Origin of the sequence: Nostoc mirabile CHAB5784 (genome assembly GCF_020829645.1) — a bacterium.
Lineage (GTDB): Bacteria > Cyanobacteriota > Cyanobacteriia > Cyanobacteriales > Nostocaceae > Nostoc > Nostoc mirabile.
The window spans coordinates 37,981-58,481 of record NZ_JAIVFS010000050.1; the positions used below are offsets into that span (position 1 = coordinate 37,981).

The window sequence follows — 20,501 nt, forward strand, 5'->3', positions numbered from 1 at the left end:
CGTAATTCGTAATTCGTAATTCGTAAATTTTGTTTTGTAAGGGGGATTTAACCCCTACACAAAACAAAATTTTTATTGAACCGGGGGACTTAAACCCACGGAATTGAGTTAATTAAAGCTACTTCCCATAAAAATGAGGATTATTAGCAATTGCTAAAATGCCAAGTACAGCAACAAAATCATCAATAACTACGGGTTTAGCAACGCATAGACTAAACCCAGCTAAGAGAGTACGTTGATACATATCTTCGGTTACAGCGCCTGTCAGAGCGATCGCTGGTACTACTTTGCCTCGTTCTCCCGTAAGTGTTCGCACTTGGTGAATCAGAGCATAGCCATCCTCCTTTGGCGAGGAAATACCATTCAAGAGGATATCAGGTTGCCATTGCACAAATATTTCCAGAGCTTGCTCTCCTAAAACTGCTGCTTGCACCTTCACACCATAGGATTGCAACATCGGCGTCAACGAATTGCAGAAATTGACATCATTATCTACAAGGAGTACTCGTAGCCCTTCAATAAATGAAGGATTAGTAGGAAATTTATTATTTATATGCATCAAAGTTTCAAAAATGAGGTTTTCTTGAGCTTTAGAATGTCCTTAAGCAGTACATTTATCGTAAATTAAAGGGTTTAAGACCCCAACCATTACATGTAGCATCCATTTCAGTCGGGGTTTAAATCCCCGTCTGAAATGTCTAAAATGTTTGAATTTTGAATTTTGAATTTTGAATTGTTAATGTGCTTGCTTGAAGTTCAATAAACGTCTCATCAGTAGGCATGAACGGGCTATTACCTTTGAAATGATCTACTCCCTTAGCAGCTTTAATTGCAGCAATTAGGATACTAGTAACTTCCAAAAATATCCCATTGCTTTTAGGGCAGGGAGCAGGGGGAGCAAAAGTCGTTTTGATTCCAAAAATCGGATAATTTATTTTTTGTAGTTCCCCTAAATACACTAGCTTTCATGGCAACATCGCCAATATCAACTATTTCTTTGACCCTTAAAAATAATTTGTGTTAACAATTTTTACTTTAGCATCCTATTGTTAAAGCTGATGTTTTAGATAGTGTATAAGTTGTATGTTTTGTATAAATTTAGCAAAAATTTTTCTGAGAAAAATATTTAAATTATTCTGATGCCCGGTAACTACTGCTAACAATTCTAATTATGTCTAAAGAAATAGAGTTTTTCTACGTTTCAGTAGTAATTAAAACAATTTTCAACAATAGATACTTAGTTTTTATAGATGAGCGCAGTCTCTCTCATGAAATTTGCACTTGCGACTTCGGTTTCGAGGATAATATCGAACCTCTAGATAATTCATCCTTGGAACGGCTTAAGTAGGTAGGCGTAATTAAACATAAGATAAAACCTCACCCTCAATCCCTCTCCGTGAGTTCGGAGAGGGAAGCCGGAGGCAGGGTGAGGTTTTATATTTAATTTGACCCACTTACTTATACCATTTCACTTTAAGGTTGATACAAATATTAATTGTAGTTATTTATTACAGAGCTTTTCAAGTAATTGAACTACACTACTCCCTACTTACCCTCTCAGTTGTGGTATAAGTACCTGAAAATTGCTATAATGCTGCGCTACTACCACGCTGTAATAGAAAAGGAGATAAAACGCGGTTTTCTACAGTTTTTTCTTCTAATAAATCAAGTAACATTTGCATGGCTATGCCACCAATTTCTAACATTGGCTGGCTGAGTGTCGTGAGTGCCGGGGTAACGTAACCACTCAAAGCAATACCATCAAATCCAACTAGACTTAAACTTCGCGGTACTAAAATACCTAGTTTTTGGCAGGCTAACAGAGCGCCAACCGCCACCATGTCGTTATAACAAAAGATGCCTGTAACCTCAGCAGTCAATAGTTTAGATAGCATCTTTTGTCCAGTAGTAACGTTGCTTATTCTGGTATCATCTTCATCACTAATTGCAATCCAATCAGCATTTTGTGGTAGGCTAGCTTCTGCAAGAGCCATTTGATATCCTTCTAGGCGCTGCTGATTCGACCTGCTGCGATCGCCTACGCCCAGATAACCAATAGCGGTGTGTCCTAGACTTATGAGATGCTCTGTGGCTAATTTACCACCTAAGCGATCGTCTATTGCCACTGAGTGAAATATTTCGGATTGATCTTCTGTCTGGCTATTAATCAGAACTGTTGGCACAGCAATTTGCGTTAATTGTTTGGTATGCTCTTTACTAATTCGTGAGTCGGCTACTAAAATCCCGTCCACTCTCCGGCGATGAAAACTATTAATAGCTGCTATTTCCTGCTGAAGATTTCGGTGTGAAGCACTTAACAAAACACTCAAGCCTGCGGGTCTAGCTATCTTCTCGATTCCCTCTACTACCTCAGCAAAAAAGGGATCTGCAATTGAAGTTACTACTACTCCAATGGTATTAGTGCGTTTATTTTGCAAGCTTTGAGCAATAGCATTAGGCACATAATTCATCTCCTGCGCCAGTTGCTTAATTTCCTCTCGCACTTTAGAGCTAATGAGAGCGTTATCTCGCAAAGCGCGTGAAACTGTGGAGTGAGAAACGCCTGCTCTTTGAGCAATATCTTCAATTGAAATTCTTCTTTTATTCATTTTTTATATGAAGTTTTAAATTTATGCATACGTGTGCATAAATAGTATCATAGAAAATAATCGTTATTTGTCAAGAGATTTTAATACAACTCACATTTTGCAAGGAGTCTTGAATTCTGCCTCCATTTCAATAACTTAACTTTTTTTAAGAAAAATATGATTAAGCAGTCAATGATTATTATCGTAATGGGTGTATCAGGTTCTGGCAAAACCACCATAGGAAAACTGTTAGCAGACTCGTTAGAATGGGAGTTTAGCGATGCTGACGCTTTCCACTCACCAGAGAATGTTGAGAAAATGCGGCGGGATATCCCTCTGAGTGAAGCTGACAGGACGCCTTGGTTACAAGATTTGCAAACAGCGATAAAACATTGGCTGCAAGAAAATAAAAATGTGGTGCTGGCGTGTTCGGCTCTAAAAGACAGTTATCGGCAATTTTTGGTATTGGATAGCGATGGCTCCGCCAACGCCAAGGGCGAACGCATCAAGCTAGTTTACCTCAAAGGGTCTTATGAGTTGATTCAAATGCGGTTGCAAAAGCGTAGCAATCATTACATGAGCGAAAAACTGCTCAACAGCCAGTTTTATACTCTTGAAGAACCATTAGATACCATATCTATAGATATTGCACAACCACCCCAGGTAATTGTCCAAAACATTAGAACGGCTTTGGGAATTTAGCTTATAGGTTACAACCGGAAGATTAAGATTAATCACGTCTTTACGAAAACACGAACTTTTAACAACCAAATTACATCAGATGTAAATCTAAAGAAATTTTAAAAGCAACCACATAACTGGAGTGGTAGGAGAAAACAGTGTTTCTAAGATTAGCGCAACAACATCAGGAATTCATTCAAGACTTGGTAATGAACCTGCAAGCCTTGACAATTACCCTTGACGGGCGTGGCTATACTGCGTCTTGTTATACATGCGGTGACAAAATGCAGAGTGCTTCATTTATGGTTAGCCTGGGAGACAAGCACCTGATTCGGTTTTTAGTGTCTGATTACGGGATTACTTGGATGGAGTTGTGGGACGATCGCGAATTAATGAAGCTGGAGGGTGCAGAAGCCATAAGCCAGTTACAAGAGTTGGCTAATATTGTCAAGTATTCTCATGCTGTACAATTGACAAATTAACACTCCTCTGAGTGAAGTTGACAAAAATATTAACTTTCCACAGGTGTGTAGAACAAAAAATGAGGTTATATTTAGTAACAGCTATGCACACGTATGCATAGCTGTGTACAAAAGACCTCTTGCATAAATCAAACAATTTGAACCCCACCCCGCCAATCGTCGCTTTGTCTCCCCTAAGAGCAAGCGAGGAGAGGTTGGGGTGTTAGGGACTTTTGCAAGAGGTCTAAAGTTATCGTTACTGAGAAGGCATCAAAACTCTGAGAATTAGTGATCGCATAAGTGCTTTTTCTAACTCAAATTCATATTCATATTCACCTTTTATTTATTTTGTCAATTGATTCTGATCGTTCAAAACACTTGAAGAAGTCAATCATGCACACGTATCTCAAGACGTTGCTGTAGACACAGGCGCTGAGGGAGGTGTGGATGCCACCATCACTACTAATAATGTCCAAGCTGGAGAAGTTAGTTGCAAATATATTGCTGACCGCCTCAAGTTCATGCTGGAGAAATTGTTGGTTTAGCGGGGCTGGTTGGTGCAGGACGCACAGAACTATCCCGGTTGGTTTTTGCTGCGTTGGTTAGCCATTAAACCGAGAGTTTTGATGTTAGATGAGCCGACACGCGGCGTAGATATCGGTGCCAAAAGCGAAATTTACCGAATTATGAGCGAATTGGCAGCACAAGGTGTAGCTTGGTGGTAACGAGCGGGCAGCTAGATTAACTGGGATTAAAGTTAATCGTGTCTTGCTATTTGTCTATGGTATCAGTGGATTACTGGCAGGTTTAGTAGGAATCATGAGTGCCAGCCGTCTTTATAGTGCTAGTAGCATCTTAGGTCAAGGTTACGAATTAGATGCGATCGCTGCTGTTATTCTAGGTGGAACCCCTAGCGTTGCTGGGGTCTGCCGTAGGAGCCTTCTTTGCTGGACAGATTGCAGACCGTTATGGTCGAGTCAACGCAATGGTGGTCGCTTCGGTATTGTTTACTATCAGTGCCATTGGCTTTGGGCTTGCCTTCACTATCTGGGATTTTATCTTTTGGCGAGTATTGGGTGGGATTGGAATCGGCGTTGCTAGCGTCATCGCGCCATTACATCGCCGAATGTTCTCCCGCCCATTTGCGGGGAAGGTTAGGATCTCTGCAACAATTAGGGATCGTAGTAGGAATTTTCGTCGCCTTATTGAGCGTGATTCGCACAACCTTCGATTTTTAACTAATTACTGTAACGTAAGAGTTTTAGACATTTTAAATGGTTATTTATGATAACCAAAAGTTATCTGTATGGCTCACCTCAACCGTGCTTTTGTCATTCTCAAAGTCCTCCAATAATTTATCGGAGGATTTAAGAGAATCTAAAGTTTTGGATACTCTCAGCTACAACTTTTCAAACATCCTCTAAAGAATAGGGTTTGTAGTAAGGACTTTAGTCCTGGAATTTTAAGCACTGAAGTGCTTACTACGAACTCATCAAGATTAATTTGACAGACCACTACTAAGATTAATGGATAATTTAATTTTTTCCTTAATCTAGATAATGTTCAGCTATTTTGGTGGATTAGGGCGATCAACGCCAGGAGGATTGGCAGGAACTCCCAACGCATCCTTTAACTGTTGTTCTGTAACTCCTAACTTTGCCGCCGCCGCTTTAAAATCAGGTCGAGGTGGGCGCTGATTGCGATCGCCTGGATTTGGAGGATTGGCAGGAACTCCCAACGCATCCTTTAACTGTTGTTCTGTAACTCCTAGCTTCGCCGCAGCCGCCTTAAAATCAGGTCGAGGTGGTCGCCCCTGTTCATCCGGTGGTTGGTTAGGCGGTAGTTGCGCCTGTGCAATTTGAGAGAATTTACTAGCGGCATTTGCTTGATTGAGTCAAATAAAAGCAAATGTGCCAACCAGAACAGGAATCGCTGTTACAACTAGTACTCGACGAATATTCATGATCATTTTCCAATAGATAGATCGTTTACATTTCTGATTTAACCGAACCACAATTACAGTTCACCCTGCTTGTAAATTACAATTTTGTAATTTGAGGAAAGAATGCTCTTGCGATCGCAAATTTACGGCGAGGCGAAACGCAAGGGTGCTGCAATTAACGGTTATTCTGTTCTACGCGATTTTGAACCCAATACAGTTCAGTTAAGCATTTATTTCTTCTCTCAGTGCCGCGCCAGTTGCTTCAAGTCTCTTAACCGCAAGGGCGCACTGGCTTCTCTGCGCCTAATAAGGTTCGTTAAAAAACTTGACTGTGCAAACTGACTTCACTGATGGGCTGCGGGTACAGGGCGATCGCGATCTTCTAATTCAAGTTTTGCAAAACCTGTTCAGTAATGCCATCAAATACAATCTCGCCAACGGTTGGATACAGATTCGCGCTCATCAAACTCAAACAACTCTCTATCTTACCATAGCCAATGCATCCAAAGATATTCCCCTGAGTGAACGCGATGCCTACGGCGCACGTGAACGTGAACGCATTTTTGACCGCTTTTATCGCGGTGATCCGGCTCGAACCCGCAAGATAGAAGGCATCGGATTGGGACTGGGCCTAGGGCGTGAAATTGCCAAGGCCCATCATGGCAACCTTACCCTTGACTCAACATCTTTTGGTCAAACAGCGTTTACCCTCACCTTACCGACGAAGTTACAGAATTGAGCGATCGCTTGGTAGAAATTTGAGAATCTTTATAAGTCGTTGGGAAGAATCCCTAGTGATATGAACCGAGAGAAAATCTGTTTGATAAGCTCGATTTTGGGTTGCAAGTGCGATCTTTCAGCTACCCTGAAATTGAATATATAAAAGAGCAATTTTCAAATGACCATTTACTTTTATAAGGTTTGGCAGCCTTATGGCTGTTTTTCTAACTTTTCTCCGCACGGAATCCACATCCAGGGTACTTACTGGCCAACGGTTGAGCATTATTATCAAGCCCAAAAATTTGTTGGCAGCACAGATGCGGTTATTATACCCCTCATCCATGCTGCCGATACCCCAGAAGAAGCTGCCGTGTTGGGAAGATGTAGCACTCGCCAACTCCGTCGAGACTGGGATTTGGTCAAAACTGAAATTATGCGAGAAGCTGTACTTAAAAAGTTTATCACTCATATTGATATTAGAGAAGTTCTCTTGAAGACAGGCGATGAGATTTTGGTTGAAAACTCCCCAACGGATTCTTTTTGGGGCTGTGGTGCTAATAGAGCAGGTCTTAACCATCTCGGTAAAACCCTCATGAGTGTGCGTGAAGAAATCCGTAATTTACTATCCTTAACGGTAACTTACGAATAACTTCATCAAAATAGTTACATTCAACATAAAATCAGTAATTCGACGGGGAATAGTAAAATTCCCCAGCCAAAAACCTTTGAAAAAGTTGCCAATAATTTAGTTATTTATTTGAAAAAATTTTAATTAGTTAAATTAATGGGCTAATACAGCAAGGCGGAAGTCAAAAGTTAACACTGAGCGAAGTCGAAGTGTCACGCATAATTGTATTTTAAGCTTTTGCGCCATTTGAAATTGTATGTTTATTTACGCCGTGCTGTACTAGTGGGTAAAAAGGGTAAAAAAATATTTTTAATTTAACGCACTTTTAAAGTCAATAAATTAAGTAACATTACTGAAATAGTTTAATGATTGAGAATATAAAATTAATAGGTGTAAATGATTAAAATTTTCTTAATTTTCGACTGGAAAGGATTTTTTGAAAGTATTTAATGATACAGCAAGTTTGATATCTCCCTAAATCAACTTTAGAAGGGTTAGAGGGATCAAGCAAAATATCTAATACTTTTAAAATATCCTCTGATCCATTTTCAAAGATATTTGCAACGGATGCACGCCCAGAGCAACGCATTTGTCGCAGGAATTTTTGGAAATGGGATGAAAATCAAGGCATTGTTAAGTTAAAAATTCTTATCAGTGACAATTATAAAAAAAATTATACTTCAGTCATGGTGTACATAGACAATGACATTTACCGATAAACCAAACGGGTTGCAGCAAAGCTTAGACCAAGAAAGTTTACTGCACCATATGATAAACCAGATCAGGCGATCGCTCGACCTCCAAGAGATATTAACCACTACCGTTAGCCAAGTGCGTTTATTTTTGGGTGCAGATCGGGTAAAGGTGTATCGTTTTGATACCGATGGTAGTGGTGAAGTCATTGCTGAATCTATCCATGAGCAGCGTCTGCCATCCTTATTGGGGCAGCGCTTCCCTGCTGATGATATTCCACAAAAAGCTAGGGAGATGTTTCTCTTAGCGCAGCAACGTTCGATTGTGGATGTGGCAAATGGGAAGATCGGGTTATCGCCTCTACAGTCAAAAGAAACTGGCAAACGTCTAGAAACTAATATCTATTATCGGCATGTAGACCCATGCCATATTCAATACTTAAAGGCAATGGGCGTGCAGTCTTCGTTGGTAGTGCCAATTTTAGATTGCGATCCACAAGAACAATCGGCAAAGCCTAAATTGTGGGGATTGTTGGTATCTCACCAAAGTGAACCGCGAAAGATTTTGAAGCGGGAACTAAAAGTATTGCAGCAAGTAGCTGACCAAGTTGCGATCGCGATCGCTCAAAGCAATCTTCTCACCGCAGCCCGCACCAAGCAAGAGCGAGAAGCTACTATTAACCGAGTTACCACACTATTACATAAACTGCCGACAATCCAATTACAGGGGGCGCTAGAAGAAGTTATTAGTGCCTTGGGTGGAGTAGGTGGCAGGCTTTACATTGAACATAGTCAGGAACTATACACCTGCGGCAACCAACCGATACTCCCCTACGAGTTAGATAACAGTATTATCGAACAGCATCCCTTATGGCAAAACTGGATGGCTGAGTCTAAACAAGACCATATTTGGGCAACAACTGACCTGTATAAAGAAGCACATTTGCGAGTTTTGGCTTTAGCATTCCGTTCTACTCAAATTCGCGGACTTATGGTGATTCCCCTACATGACCGGGAAAAATTTATCGGTGTATTAAGCATTTTTCGCTCTGAATTTGAAACGGAAATCTTGTGGGCGGGACGATGTGAACAAAATCGGCGGCAACTCTTACCCCAGCTTTCCTTTGAGCTTTGGCGAGAGCAAAAAAAGGGGCAATCACATGAGTGGAAACCGGAAGACATCTCATTAGCGCAAGCCTTGTACTATCATTTCTCAATGGCAATTCAGCAGCAGCACATGTTTAAACAGGTACAAACCCTGAATGCCAACCTAGAACTGCGGGTGCAAGAGCAAACTTACGAACTCGAAAAATCATTACTATTTACCAAGGTACTCAAGCAAGTCACAGAGCATATTCGCAGCACATTAGACTTGCAGACAACTCTGCAATCCATCGTTCGAGAAGTCCGTGCCCTGCTAAACTCAGACCGGGTGGTGATTTTTGACCTGAAGAGTAAATCGGTAATTGTCGAAGAGATTAATGGCAATTGGCAGTCAGTTTTAGGAATGAATGCACCACCCGATTGCTTTCCTGATCAGTATAGCCATCTATATAGTCAGGGCAGAGTACGGGTAATTAACAACGTTTCGACAGCTTCTTTAAATGATTGTCATCGAGAGTTTTTGCAGAGTCTGCAAGTGCAAGCAAACTTAATAGTTCCGATTAATATAGGTATGGAAGTATGGGGGTTACTAATAGCCCATGAGTGTGAGACTCACAGAGATTGGCAGGATGCAGAAATTGATTTATTGCAACAGCTAGGAGATCAGGCTGCGATCGCTATTCAACAAGCACAACTCTACGAACAAACCTGTAATGCCGAAACTGAAGCCAGAAATCAAGCCGCCCAGTTAGAGCATACCCTACATGAACTCCAAGAAACACAGACAAGATTGATTCACACCGAAAAAATGTCCGGTTTAGGACAGTTAGTGGCGGGTGTCGCCCATGAAATCAACAACCCTGTTAACTTTATCTACGGGAACCTGTGCCACGCCAGTGATTACATCGAACAACTACTAGAAATTTTACGTCTCTACCAGTTACACTATCCTCAACCTCATAGTGAAATTAAGGCAGCGATCAAAGCAGTAGATTTTGACTTTTTGGTAGAAGACCTCCCGAAAATCATCACCTCAATGCAAGTAGGAAGCGATCGCATCCGCTCAATAGTGCTGTCGTTACGCAGTTTTTCCCGCTTGGATGAGGCTGAAAACAAGCGTGTTGACCTGCATGAAGGCATTGACAATACCTTGTTGATTTTACAACACCGACTGAAAGGAAATGGTGAATTCCCAGGCATTGAGGTAATCAAAGACTATGGCAACATACCACGAGTAGAATGCTATGCCGGTCAAATGAATCAGGTATTCATGAATATCTTCAGCAATGCCATAGATGCGCTAGAAATGGGGAATGGGGGTAAGAAGGACAAAGAGAATACCCAATACCTAATACCCACGATCCACATTTCGACTAGAGTCTCAGCAGACGACTCTCGTCTATTAATTCGTATTAGCGACAATGGGTCTGGGATGACTGAAGAGGTGAAAAAGCGGATTTTTGACCCGTTTTACACTACCAAACCTGTGGGTAAGGGTACAGGACTAGGATTGGCAATCAGCTATCAGATTATTGTCGAAAAACATGGTGGAATAATGGAGTGCATTTCAGAACCTGGCAAAGGTACAGAGTTCTGGATTGAAATTCCCGTCAAGCCTCCAGCCAAAATAGATCGCTAAAGGTAGATAAATCGATTTTTGAGCTGATTTTCAAAACATTACAAAACGTTAGTTTCAAAACTTAAAATTGGAATTAGTAATTACTCAATTCATCCAAAAGGTGGATGATAAAATTTTTAATAATAGAATAAAGAAAAGATTAAGAATACTTCAAAAGTAAAGTTTAGTTGCAAACAAAATCCCTCCCATCCAGAAGTGATAATCTAATAATTGAAGCTAATAAAGCTTCCCTGGCAGATATAACAGCTGCATTTGGAATGTAGTAAGAGGTAAAAGACGCTGTTGAACTTAAATCTGTCTCGTCAAAACACAGCAACACCCAACGCGAAAACTGCTATTTCCTCAAATATGGAAGATTAGGGGGCGCTGTAACTGGTTTTCATAACTTGTTTAGACAAGCGATGAAAGTTAGTACATCCCTGGCTATGATAAACAATGAGAGGAGATAGTTCAGGGAGTAGAGGTTTGGGTGTTGTTGTGTTTAAAGAGAAGTCTGAGATAGGGACTCCTCTTGGTGTAAGATTATCCGAAGTTAAAGAGTGAATAGTTTAAATAGCGCCTTATGTCAATTATTGCGCTCAGAGCGTGGTATATACAGGATTATGAGCCGATTCCAGAACTGGAAAAACGTCCGCCAGACATTCGCTTAAGCAAAAAAAGCTTGCTCAGATCAGCATTGCGAGCAGACTTTTTAGAAGAAAGCGACGAAGTTAAGAAATCAACTTGGTTTGGACGCTATCTGGAAGGGGAAAATATTGAATTTTATATTGAAGGTAGTGGTGGCTATTGTGTCGCCAACATTGACTTAATTAGCCATGAAATTTATTTTACCAAACAGGCGCTGTTGGCTCAGTTAGAACCAACAATTTTTTTATCCTATCAAACAGAGTACGCCGCAGCCACGAATGTTCTAAGAGAAGAACTGCGAAAAAGTTTGGATAGTTTAAACAAGCGATCGCGCCTTCCCCTAACATTAGTAGAATCCTCTCGTCCCAACGGTGCTACTGTACGGATTAACCGGAGTATCATGCGAAAAATCCGTAAGAGTTTGTTATTTATCGCTGACACCACCCCCATTGCTAGTATTGATGGTAAAGAAACTCCCCAAGTAATTCCTAGCCCGAATGTCTGTATTGAGATTGGCTATGCTATCCAAAGTAAGAGGTCTGAACAAATTTTACTAGCGCACATGCAACGCCCAAACTTTGAAGGGCAATTTCCCTTCGACTTACCGACACAGCAAATTTTGCAATTCCAAGACACTACAGAACTAAATAAAATCCTTACAGAAACGCTTCAAAACCAACTAGCACGATTCAAATTGTTTTTTTGAGCAATCCGTGATGTGAATCAAAATATACGAACAGGTTTATTTTGCAGCTTGGAAGTAATAGAACTCACCCGATCAACCACAGAAATCATGTATTTATAATCTGGTACTTGTCCATTGGGTACATAACCTACTTCTTCAGCTAAACTTGAAGGCGCATCGTTCATTACTTTACGGATGAACTCTTGACGGTTACGTTCTACATTAGGCCCAATCAAGACCACGCCTAATGGTACATAGTGAGGGTCTTTAAATAGGATGCGGAATTGGGTTGACCTCAACTGTGAACCGTAGAGACTCAATTCAGCCTCCGAGACAGCACAGGCGATCGCTTTTCCCTCAGCGACTAATTCCAGCGCGGCTTTGGGTGTGGGTGCAAATAGAATCTGTGCTAGTATTATACCAAAAAGATTGTAAAGTGGGAAGTAATATCCTGTTGCTGAACCCAACTGACCTAAAGCCACTGTTTGACCTTGTAGCTGTTTTAAGTCAGATATTGGATTGTCTTTGCGAACAACGAAGATTGAACGCAAATTACTAATACCTATTAAAGGAAACAGGGGAACATATTGGTGACGTGCGATCGCAATAGCCGCTAAACCTGGTGGAGCAAATACCAACGACCAAGCACGAGCCTCAAGGCGCTCAACCGCTTTGTTTTCATTAAAAGCAGGCTCTAGCTGAATTAATGCATTTGTCTTCTCGCCCAAGTAATTATTAAATTTAGCATATTGGTTAATTATTTGTTCGCCTCCACCATAATTGATCACACCAATAGTTAATGTGCCCTCAAACTCCCGTGGTGATCGGCAGGCGGCAAACGTCAAACCTAGCAGATTAAACAGAAATAAACGACGGGGAAATCGCAAAAACATCACTAATTATGCTTAAGGAAATAACTTGGTCAAGACTAATTTAGATAAGTTTGACTACTGCCTAAATAGGTTATATTGCAACAAAGAATTAATATTTATTTAAATACTGTTGAGATGATTTCTAACAGGTATAAATAAATATTAGACAAACTCAGATATCGCCTTATTTGGTTAGGTTATGTTAAACAACATTACGTTAAAGAACTTAAAAATAGGTGCTAAATTTAACTTACTTTTAATATTAGTTTTCATAGTCAGTATTTTGGGTAGTGGTGTTGCCTTATCCAGTGTACTTCAGGGAAGGGCGCAAAATGAAGTGGTTTCCCAAGCGGAGATTCTCATCCAAATGGTAAACGCAGTTAGAAACTATACACAAAATCGTATAGTTCCCCTATTGGAACCTAGAGTAGATGCTAACCCAACGTTCATACCTGAAGTAATACCAACTTTTTCCGCTAAAGAGGTTTTTGAAAATTTTCGTAAAAACCCGGAATATAGAAACTTTTTTCATAAAGATGCAACACTTAATCCAACTAATTTAGCGGATAAAGCCGATAGTTTTGAAACTAAACTTGTAGAGCGTTTTCGCAACGAACCCAATACTCTAGAAATTACTGGCTTTCGCACCTTGTCAGAAGGCAAAGTATTTTACATTGCGCGACCACTCAAGATTACACAGCAGCGATGTCTGCGGTGTCATTCTACACCAGATAAGGCTCCTAAGAGTCAGTTGATAACTTATGGCTCCGAAAATGGTTTTGGCTGGCAGCTAGATGACATTGTTTCTGCCCAAATAGTCTCTGTTCCTTCTGAAGATATTTTTACCAATGCCAAACGGACTTGGATATTGATAATGGGACTTTTAATTGCGATCTTTGCGATCGTAGTTTTCTTAATTAACTTTTTAATCAAAAAATATGTGATTCAGCGCATCAAAAGAATAGAGAAAATAGCTCAAAAAGTTAGCATTGGTGATATGAATGCTGATTTTGAAGAAAGTTCTAAAGATGAAATTGGCGGGTTAGCAGAAGCATTTAATCGCATGAAAGCTAGCTTAAAAATAGCTATGGAGATGCTGAATAACCAGAGCTAATAGTTCGTAATTCGTAATTCGTAATTCGTAATTCGTAATTTACGGAGATTAAAACGCAATAAAAAATTAAGAAAGTAGGCGTTGCTGAAATTGCAAAGCTTTTTGAGGTTCGGGAATTTGTGATGCTAAAACATTCACAAATTCTGCACGAGAACTTTGCCCAGAAGACCTAACAGCTTTTTGGACTAAGAACCTAGCTATTGGCCCAATTAAATCAGCCAATTCTCGTTCGCACTGATGCACAAAGTTATCGCTGATTACTTGAGATTCTTGGTTTGGTAAATTATTTGGCTTAATTTCAGATTGAACACTAAGTTGCTGTAGTAAAGTACGTTTATCTAGTAAAAACATTGTTTTCTTCTTAAAATCAATTTGTTGATTTCCTCGAAGATGAATGGCCAATTGACTAATTAATTCTTCACAGTTGGGCGCTGATGCTGCAACTTGTTGTAATAATCTTGAGGCAACGGGGCCGACAAATTGCAAAAGAATTGTTTCCAACCGACTGTAATTTTCTGGTGACAGGATAAAAGTAGGCGGATACCCAATTGAGTTTTGTTGAGAAAGTGAAGCTTGAGGCGGTTGTGTAAAAAATAGTGGTTGAAGTGATTGCGCTTCTACTTTAGTATCAAGATGCTTAAGCACCCTTAGAACTTCAGCCGCAGACTGATAGCGCTGTTTAAAGTGGTGTAGCACCATCTTCGATAGCACAGATGCCAACTCAGAACTGACGTTAGCCTGATGCTGCCAAGAAATTTCCCCTGTATGTGGATCTTCCTCAAAGTTTATAGGATGTAACCCCGTTAGCGATTGAATACCAATAATGCCCAAGGAATAAATATCGCTGTTGAGGCGCGGCTTACCTTGCCCCTGTTCTGTAGACATATATCCTGGGGTGCCAATGGCAATAGTAGCCGGCGTGCGTGCTGGAACTGTAAGCAGTTGAGTTTGGACTTGTTTAACTGCGCCAAAGTCAATCAGCACTAACTTACCATCTTGTTGCCGCCTGATTATATTGTCCGGCTTGATATCTCGATGGATAACGTTGCGGCTGTGAATAAATTGCAAAATATCCAACATCTCTTGGAGAAGTTGAATTACTTGATCTTTTGTCCAAGGTTGATTGGGGAACAGTTCCGCTTTTAGAGTATGCCCTTCAATGAACTCTTGCACCAAGAAGAACTCTTGATTGTCTTCAAAATAAGCTAAAAGCCGAGGTATCTGGTCATGATTACCCAATTGTTCTAGTGTTTCTGCTTCACTGGTAAATAACCGTCTGGCAGTTTCGAGAAATTCAGGGTTACGAGTGACGGGCTTAAGGTGTTTGACAACGCATTTCGGGAATCCTGGTCGGTGGGTGTCTTGGGCTATGTAGGTTTGACCGAATCCACCTTTACCTAACACCTGGAGAACTTGGTAACGTCCGTCTAATAATTGTCCTAACATTGTGTCACTTGCCTTAAGTCCTCAAATTAATCTTGGCACAACTACCAGCTTTAGTAAGGTTTGTTGAGAAAAAAGGTAGGTACTGTAGCGAGGTTGGTTAAAATTACACGACCTCTGTGAAGGTTGGCAGCTTGCAAAAGAAACTTAACGGGAAAAGTCAGATTTATCAGTAGTATTTAATTTCTCCCTATTTTTCTTAATTCTCAACAAAAAAACGCATCGTAATTTATAAATGAAATGTATAATTACCTATCTTTCAGTAAAAATACTGAACCAGAAAGCAAGCTACTAGATTTAAGGTGGTTACTTGACAGGTAATGGCGGTGGCAACCCTGTTGAGTTAGTACTAACAACCCAGTTAATACCTTCACTACACCCAATCAGCCACACCACACCCAAAAGCCTTATGGATCAATACGGTTCAGTTAAGGATAATCGTAGGTTGGGTGGAACGTAGTGAAACCCAACAAACCCGCGAAAATGTTGGGTTTCGTTCCTCCACCCAACCTACGCAGTTTATGGTTTTTGGCGCTAACTGAACTGTATTGCCTTATGGATAATGGATTTGCCGTTATCTTAGTGCCATTCGTATCTAAACAAAACAGGAGATAAAGTTATGTCAGCTGCATCAGACGCAATCGATATACTCACTAAACAGTACTACAATGCTGTTGCCGCGGGCACCGGCTTGGCGGCGGCACAGTTCCAACTTGCCCAAGGGTCTATTAGTCTTGGCACCACATCGACTAAAATCTGGCAGATGTTTGATTCTCTGCCTCCTGCCGCTCTCAATACCTACTTTAATCCGTCACTATGGAATAGTTTCGGATCAACCTATGGTGCTGTAATCAACAACTTGTTTCCGCAAGATGCTGGTGCTATGGCAGAACTGCTTAGTGATTCTTATATCGATTGGACGAATTACAAAACCCCGCCTAACCCAATTCCCTATCAACCCGCCCCAAATGATTATCTTATTGACACCTCCAAGTACAAAAAGATTCAATTCCAGAACTGGTGTTTGCAAAGCGGGCAAAGTCAAGAAACGATCATTGCTGGAATAGGCCTGCTTTCTCAAGTCGATTTTATAAGTGCCGCAGCTGTAAAATGGCAAGCGGCGAGCGTAGCCAGTGTATTCGCGTACACCGCTACGGCACAACGTCTCAAGGAAGCCATTGAGCGTGGGCAAGCAAAAACAGTGGCTCTGGATAGCAAAACGCAATCCTCCGACACATCAAATTCATGGGCATCCGGCGAAGTATCGGGTGGGTATGGATTCTTCGGAGCGAGAGCTTCAGCGTCCTGGGATAAGTTCTCGCAGGATATCCAGCAGAAGGGGGTTCAGCTCAATGTTCAATTTCAAAAGTTGGCCACGCTTACTGGGAGTCCACTCAGTTCGCCGAATACCCTGGATATCGATCTGTCAAAATACCTACCCTGGTATGATTCCAAGGTTATTCAAACGGCGTACACAGAAAACAACAACAATGTGTGGAAACGCACCCCCCCCACTTGGGAATCTACGTTTGGCCCAAACGGCAACCTAAAAAACCTTACTGTAGCTCTTGTCATTGTCGATGGGATCACTAGTACGATGACTACTACCGCCTCCGTATCACAGGACAACCGAGAGTCATTTCAGACTGCCGCAAAGGCCGGGTACTGGCCGTTCTTCTCGGCAGAAGGACAGGGCGGCTGGAGCACGGACGTTAAGTTCAATGATGATGGCAGTGTGACAGTCACATCATCTTCTAAAGCTGGCAACCCGAACGTGCTAGGGGTACTCGTCTCTCCCTTTACGAATGCATTTAATGGTTAAATAAACAGCCACGTCTAGAATACTAGGGCGGCACAAGGCAATCTCTGCGTTGTGTCTCTCGGTTCACTTGTGTCCCTGGTTTAAATTCTTCTCAGGGGCGTATACCAACCACAATACGGAGATTAGGAAATGAATAACACCAAGCTTACCTCGTTTACCTCTCAGTGGTACAACGCGCTAGTGCAGAGTTGTGGACTTAATTCGCAGACTTTCCAGCTAGTCAAAGGCCTGCTTCCCGTCGAAAATACTTCGACTATCTGGAAAATTCTGGATGCGATTCCTCCCGAATCTATTAACCAGATCAACGATGGATTCGGAAGCAACTTCTTCTCAACACATTACGGAGCAGTAATCAAAAACTTGTTTCCGCAAGATTCTTCTGTTTCTGAGATGCAAAGCTTGCTTAGTGATTCTTATATCGATTGGGCGAATTACAAAACCCCGCCTAACCCAATACCCTATCAAAATCAAAATCAAAATCAAAATACTGACCCCTTCGAGGCCAAAAAGATTCAATTCAGCAACTGGTGTGTGGAAAACAAGCAAAGTCAAGCAACGATCAAATCTGGAATAGACCTGATTTCTGAAATGCAAAAGCTGCAAGAGCAAATGGCACAACTGCTTGGTGAAGATTATATCGACTGGGAGAATTACACAACCCCGCCTAGCCCAGTACCGCCATCCCCCCCAAATGAGTTTCTTATTGACATCTCCGCTTACAAAAAGGCACAGTTCCAGGACTGGTGTTTGAAAACCGGGCAAAGTCAAGAAACGATCACGGCTGGAATAGCCATACTTACTCAAGTCGATTTTATAAGTGCCGCAGTTGCAAAATGGGAAGTGGCGAGCACAGCCAACAAGGGATTCGCCTACACCGCTACGGCACAAGGTCTCAACGAAGCTATTGAGCGTGGGCAAGCAAAAACAGTGGCTCTGGATAGCAAAACGCAATCCTCCGACACATCAAATTCATGGGCATCCGGCAAAGTATCGGGTGGGTATGGATTCTTCGGAGCGAGTGCTTCAGCGTCCTGGGATAAGTTCTCGCAGGATATCCAGCAGAAGGGGGTTCAGCTCAATGTTCAATTTCAAAAGTTGGCCACGCTTACTGGGAGTCCACTCAGTTCGCCGAATACCCTGGATATCGATCTGTCAAAATACCTACCCTGGTATGATTCCAAGGTTATTCAAACGGCGTACACAGAAAACAACAACAATGTGTGGAAACGCACCCCCCCCACTTGGGAATCTACGTTTGGCCCAAACGGCAACCTAAAAAACCTTACTGTAGCTCTTGTCATTGTCGATGGGATCACTAGTACGATGACTACTACCGCCTCCGTAGCAAAGGAAAACCAAGAGGAGTTTAAGGCTGCGGCAAAGGCCGGGTACTGGCCGTTCTTCTCGACAGAAGGAGAGGGCGGCTGGAGCACGAACGTTACGTTCAATCATGATGGCAGTGTGACAATCACATCAGCTTCTAAAGCTGGCAACCCGAACGTGCTAGGGGTACTCGTCTCTCCCTTTACGAATGCATTTAATGGTTAAATAAACAGGCATGTCTAGAATAAGCTGCTACGCAGCTAAATTTAACAAACAGCATTACCTTTGTTTTTAATTTTGCGCTCCCATTTAATAATAAGACCTCCTTCATTTAGCAATTTATTTAACAACTCTTCTAGCAATTAAGCTGCGTAACAGCTTATATCATGTCTGGTAAAAGACTTATCATTAAGACCGGAGGGGGCAGGGGGCAGGGGGAAAGAGAGTTTTAATATTTTTGCATAGATGCCCGGAATAATAACTAATTAAGCGGACATGATATTACTAGGGCGGTACAAGGCAATCCCTGCCTTGTGCCGCTCGTTTCAAATTATTCTGGGGACGTATACCGACCACAATGCGGAGATTAGGAAATGGATAACACCGACCTTACTACAGACCCTATAGCACAATGGTATAGTGCCGTCGTTGAGAAATGCCATCTAGACCCGACAACTTTTCAACTAATGCAGGGCAACCTAATACTTAACTATACATCAGAAACACTTTGGAACATTTTTGATGTAATTCCTCCTAAATCGCTCAATCATTTTTATAACCCTGCACAGATCAATCTTTTCTCCGATAATTATGGAGCGATTATTCAAAATCTCAAGCCAGGTAATCCGATAGTAAGTGAAGCAGTTCAGACTTGGGCGGATGCAGGTGGTGCTATTGGCATTAAAGCATTTAACAAAACAATCAAAGATCTGAAACAAGAGCTACAAGCTTCATCGGGTATCACTTTTAGCATGAATATCACTTCAGAGTCCCCCAAGCTTTCTCAGACTTGGGCAAGTGGAAATATCGAATCATCACCAATTTCTCTATTTGAAGGAGACCAAATAGAGAATGCAGATACAATTATCAATGTTGAATTTAAAAAACTGATTACCTTTGTTTCGGCACCACTTTCTAAGCAAAGTACACTAAATCCTGACCTACACAAATATAAGCCGTGGTACAATTCCGCCGCACTTCAATTGGCTTACCATGAAAAAGAAATTTGGTCTCAGCCTCAATCTTGGAACACCTTTTTTGGTCAGCAGGGTTCAAATCTTCGTTGCTGCGTCAGTTTGGTTGTGGTAGATGGCGTAACTATAGAGACAAATTCAACTAATAAAATTGTTTTCTGGCCGTATCCATTACAATTCAATACCGATAGTAAAAAACCAACAAAGACTGTCAATCGTCAGACAGTAAAAATGGAAAGTCCATTAGGAAATCCGTTGATTTTAGGGGTCAATGTCTTGACGGTTCCAAGATTTCTTGGCATTTCTACAACTCCAATTACAGAGTCTTCCAAAATATCCAAAGAATTAGAAGAAATTCTTAACTCAATGAATGTAATCCGCAAAATTGCAATTGCAATTGCAAATAACACAGAAAAAAAATTAATAAACCCTAAATATTATTTGGAGGACGGTGAAATAAAAAGAACTGACTTAACTATTTATGAAAAAGAAGTAGGCTTTGTTGCATCTCGTAAGACGGAGTATTCAGTATTTGGAAGTTGGGGAGTAGTAACCTATGAAATAGAAAACACGAATAAAAAACTAGCAATTATGTGGTCTGTTCCTTTTGACTATGTATTGTACGAAAACTGGTTCAAGCTGGCCATTATCAACCTTAATAACCAAACAGATAAAAATTTGCTAGATGATATGTACTACAATAAAGGTATGACAAAAGGCAAAGTTAAAAAGGCTGCAACTGGAAGTGAGACTTGGCAACAAGAAGGTTACATTCTTCAAGGAATTATGGGAACAGGTGGAAGTGCAACTTTAAATATGTCAATCAACTCAATTTGAATCATATCAATTTACATTGAAGCTGCATAGAAAAGAGCTTCGAGAATAAAATCATAAGAAGTTAAAGATATAACACGTTCCGATGTGATTGTACTGAAAAGCTCGTTTAGGCGATCGCGAAGTTCTTCAA

The 20,501-nt window shown here is 41.1% G+C and carries 16 protein-coding genes and 3 pseudogenes; 14 read left to right on the top strand and 5 right to left on the bottom strand.

The features are described 5' to 3' along the window. Nucleotides 1–118: 118 nt before the first annotated feature. Both LC653_RS26220 and LC653_RS26225 read right to left on the bottom strand, forming a co-directional pair. Nucleotides 119–559, bottom strand: coding sequence for a response regulator (locus tag LC653_RS26220; RefSeq protein WP_229497636.1), 441 nt, complete (start codon nt 557–559; stop codon nt 119–121). 1,027 nt (nt 560–1,586) lie between these two features. Then, on the bottom strand, nt 1,587–2,609 hold the full coding sequence (locus LC653_RS26225; RefSeq protein WP_229497637.1) for a LacI family DNA-binding transcriptional regulator: 1,023 nt from the start codon (nt 2,607–2,609) through the stop codon (nt 1,587–1,589). A 171-nt stretch (nt 2,610–2,780) separates the two neighbouring features. On the opposite strand from LC653_RS26225, the gene LC653_RS26230 reads away from it, so the two are divergent. The 6 genes and pseudogenes from LC653_RS26230 to LC653_RS26250 all read left to right on the top strand — a co-directional run bounded on the left by LC653_RS26230 (nt 2,781) and on the right by LC653_RS26250 (nt 4,968). Beyond that, nucleotides 2,781–3,290: a gluconokinase gene (locus LC653_RS26230; protein ID WP_229497649.1), complete on the top strand. Its 510-nt coding sequence runs from the start codon at nt 2,781–2,783 to the stop codon at nt 3,288–3,290. Nucleotides 3,291–3,427: 137 nt separating this feature from the next. Further along, the gene (locus LC653_RS26235) at nt 3,428–3,751 is read left to right on the top strand and encodes a DUF1815 family protein (protein ID WP_229497638.1); all 324 of its coding nucleotides are present in this window, start codon (nt 3,428–3,430) and stop codon (nt 3,749–3,751) included. Nucleotides 3,752–4,143: 392 nt separating this feature from the next. Next, nucleotides 4,144–4,248 (top strand): annotated as a pseudogene (locus tag LC653_RS47485) (transcriptional regulator); the annotation flags it as partial. A gap of 39 nt (nt 4,249–4,287) precedes the next feature. Further along, nucleotides 4,288–4,455, top strand: coding sequence for a hypothetical protein (locus tag LC653_RS26240; RefSeq protein WP_443689863.1), 168 nt, complete (start codon nt 4,288–4,290; stop codon nt 4,453–4,455). A 43-nt stretch (nt 4,456–4,498) separates the two neighbouring features. After that, a pseudogene (locus LC653_RS26245) lies at nt 4,499–4,615 on the top strand (ribose ABC transporter permease); the annotation flags it as partial. A 16-nt stretch (nt 4,616–4,631) separates the two neighbouring features. After that, nucleotides 4,632–4,968: pseudogene (locus LC653_RS26250) on the top strand (MFS transporter). Between the two features lie 329 nt (nt 4,969–5,297). On the opposite strand, the gene LC653_RS26255 reads toward LC653_RS26250, so the two are convergent. Continuing rightward, nucleotides 5,298–5,468, bottom strand: a complete 171-nt coding sequence (locus LC653_RS26255) for a hypothetical protein (RefSeq protein WP_229497639.1) — start codon at nt 5,466–5,468, stop codon at nt 5,298–5,300. A gap of 535 nt (nt 5,469–6,003) precedes the next feature. On the opposite strand from LC653_RS26255, the gene LC653_RS26260 reads away from it, so the two are divergent. The 4 genes from LC653_RS26260 (at nt 6,004) to LC653_RS26275 (ending at nt 11,788) form a co-directional block, all read left to right on the top strand. Further along, a complete protein-coding gene (locus LC653_RS26260; protein WP_308189143.1) occupies nt 6,004–6,411 on the top strand; it encodes a sensor histidine kinase in 408 nt (135 codons plus the stop codon). Nucleotides 6,412–6,570: 159 nt separating this feature from the next. Then, nucleotides 6,571–7,041 carry a riboflavin biosynthesis intermediates N-glycosidase gene (gene ybiA, locus LC653_RS26265; RefSeq protein ID WP_229497640.1) on the top strand — a complete coding sequence of 157 codons (471 nt, stop codon included), beginning with the start codon at nt 6,571–6,573 and terminating at the stop codon, nt 7,039–7,041. Nucleotides 7,042–7,722: 681 nt separating this feature from the next. After that, on the top strand, nt 7,723–10,455 hold the full coding sequence (locus LC653_RS26270; RefSeq protein WP_229497641.1) for a GAF domain-containing sensor histidine kinase: 2,733 nt from the start codon (nt 7,723–7,725) through the stop codon (nt 10,453–10,455). Nucleotides 10,456–11,017: 562 nt separating this feature from the next. Beyond that, complete coding sequence (locus tag LC653_RS26275; protein WP_229497642.1) at nt 11,018–11,788, top strand: hypothetical protein; 771 nt, start codon at nt 11,018–11,020, stop codon at nt 11,786–11,788. A gap of 17 nt (nt 11,789–11,805) precedes the next feature. Here the strand turns inward: LC653_RS26275 and LC653_RS26280 are convergent, their stop codons facing one another. Next, entirely contained in the window at nt 11,806–12,660 is an 855-nt protein-coding gene (locus LC653_RS26280) for a phosphate/phosphite/phosphonate ABC transporter substrate-binding protein (protein ID WP_229497643.1), read from the bottom strand. A 178-nt stretch (nt 12,661–12,838) separates the two neighbouring features. On the opposite strand from LC653_RS26280, the gene LC653_RS26285 reads away from it, so the two are divergent. After that, the gene (locus LC653_RS26285) at nt 12,839–13,753 is read left to right on the top strand and encodes a Tll0287-like domain-containing protein (protein ID WP_229497644.1); all 915 of its coding nucleotides are present in this window, start codon (nt 12,839–12,841) and stop codon (nt 13,751–13,753) included. Between the two features lie 66 nt (nt 13,754–13,819). On the opposite strand, the gene LC653_RS26290 is transcribed toward LC653_RS26285, so the two are convergent. After that, on the bottom strand, nt 13,820–15,199 hold the full coding sequence (locus LC653_RS26290; RefSeq protein WP_229497645.1) for a serine/threonine-protein kinase: 1,380 nt from the start codon (nt 15,197–15,199) through the stop codon (nt 13,820–13,822). A 616-nt stretch (nt 15,200–15,815) separates the two neighbouring features. On the opposite strand from LC653_RS26290, the gene LC653_RS26295 reads away from it, so the two are divergent. From LC653_RS26295 to LC653_RS26305, 3 genes are all read left to right on the top strand, one after another. Then, nucleotides 15,816–17,018 (top strand): hypothetical protein, encoded by a 1,203-nt coding sequence (locus LC653_RS26295; RefSeq protein ID WP_229497646.1) that lies wholly within the window; start codon nt 15,816–15,818, stop codon nt 17,016–17,018. Nucleotides 17,019–17,147: 129 nt separating this feature from the next. Continuing rightward, nucleotides 17,148–18,566, top strand: coding sequence for a hypothetical protein (locus LC653_RS26300; protein ID WP_229497647.1), 1,419 nt, complete (start codon nt 17,148–17,150; stop codon nt 18,564–18,566). A 368-nt stretch (nt 18,567–18,934) separates the two neighbouring features. Continuing rightward, entirely contained in the window at nt 18,935–20,371 is a 1,437-nt protein-coding gene (locus LC653_RS26305; protein WP_229497648.1) for an actinoporin family protein, read from the top strand. Nucleotides 20,372–20,501 lie beyond the last annotated feature (130 nt).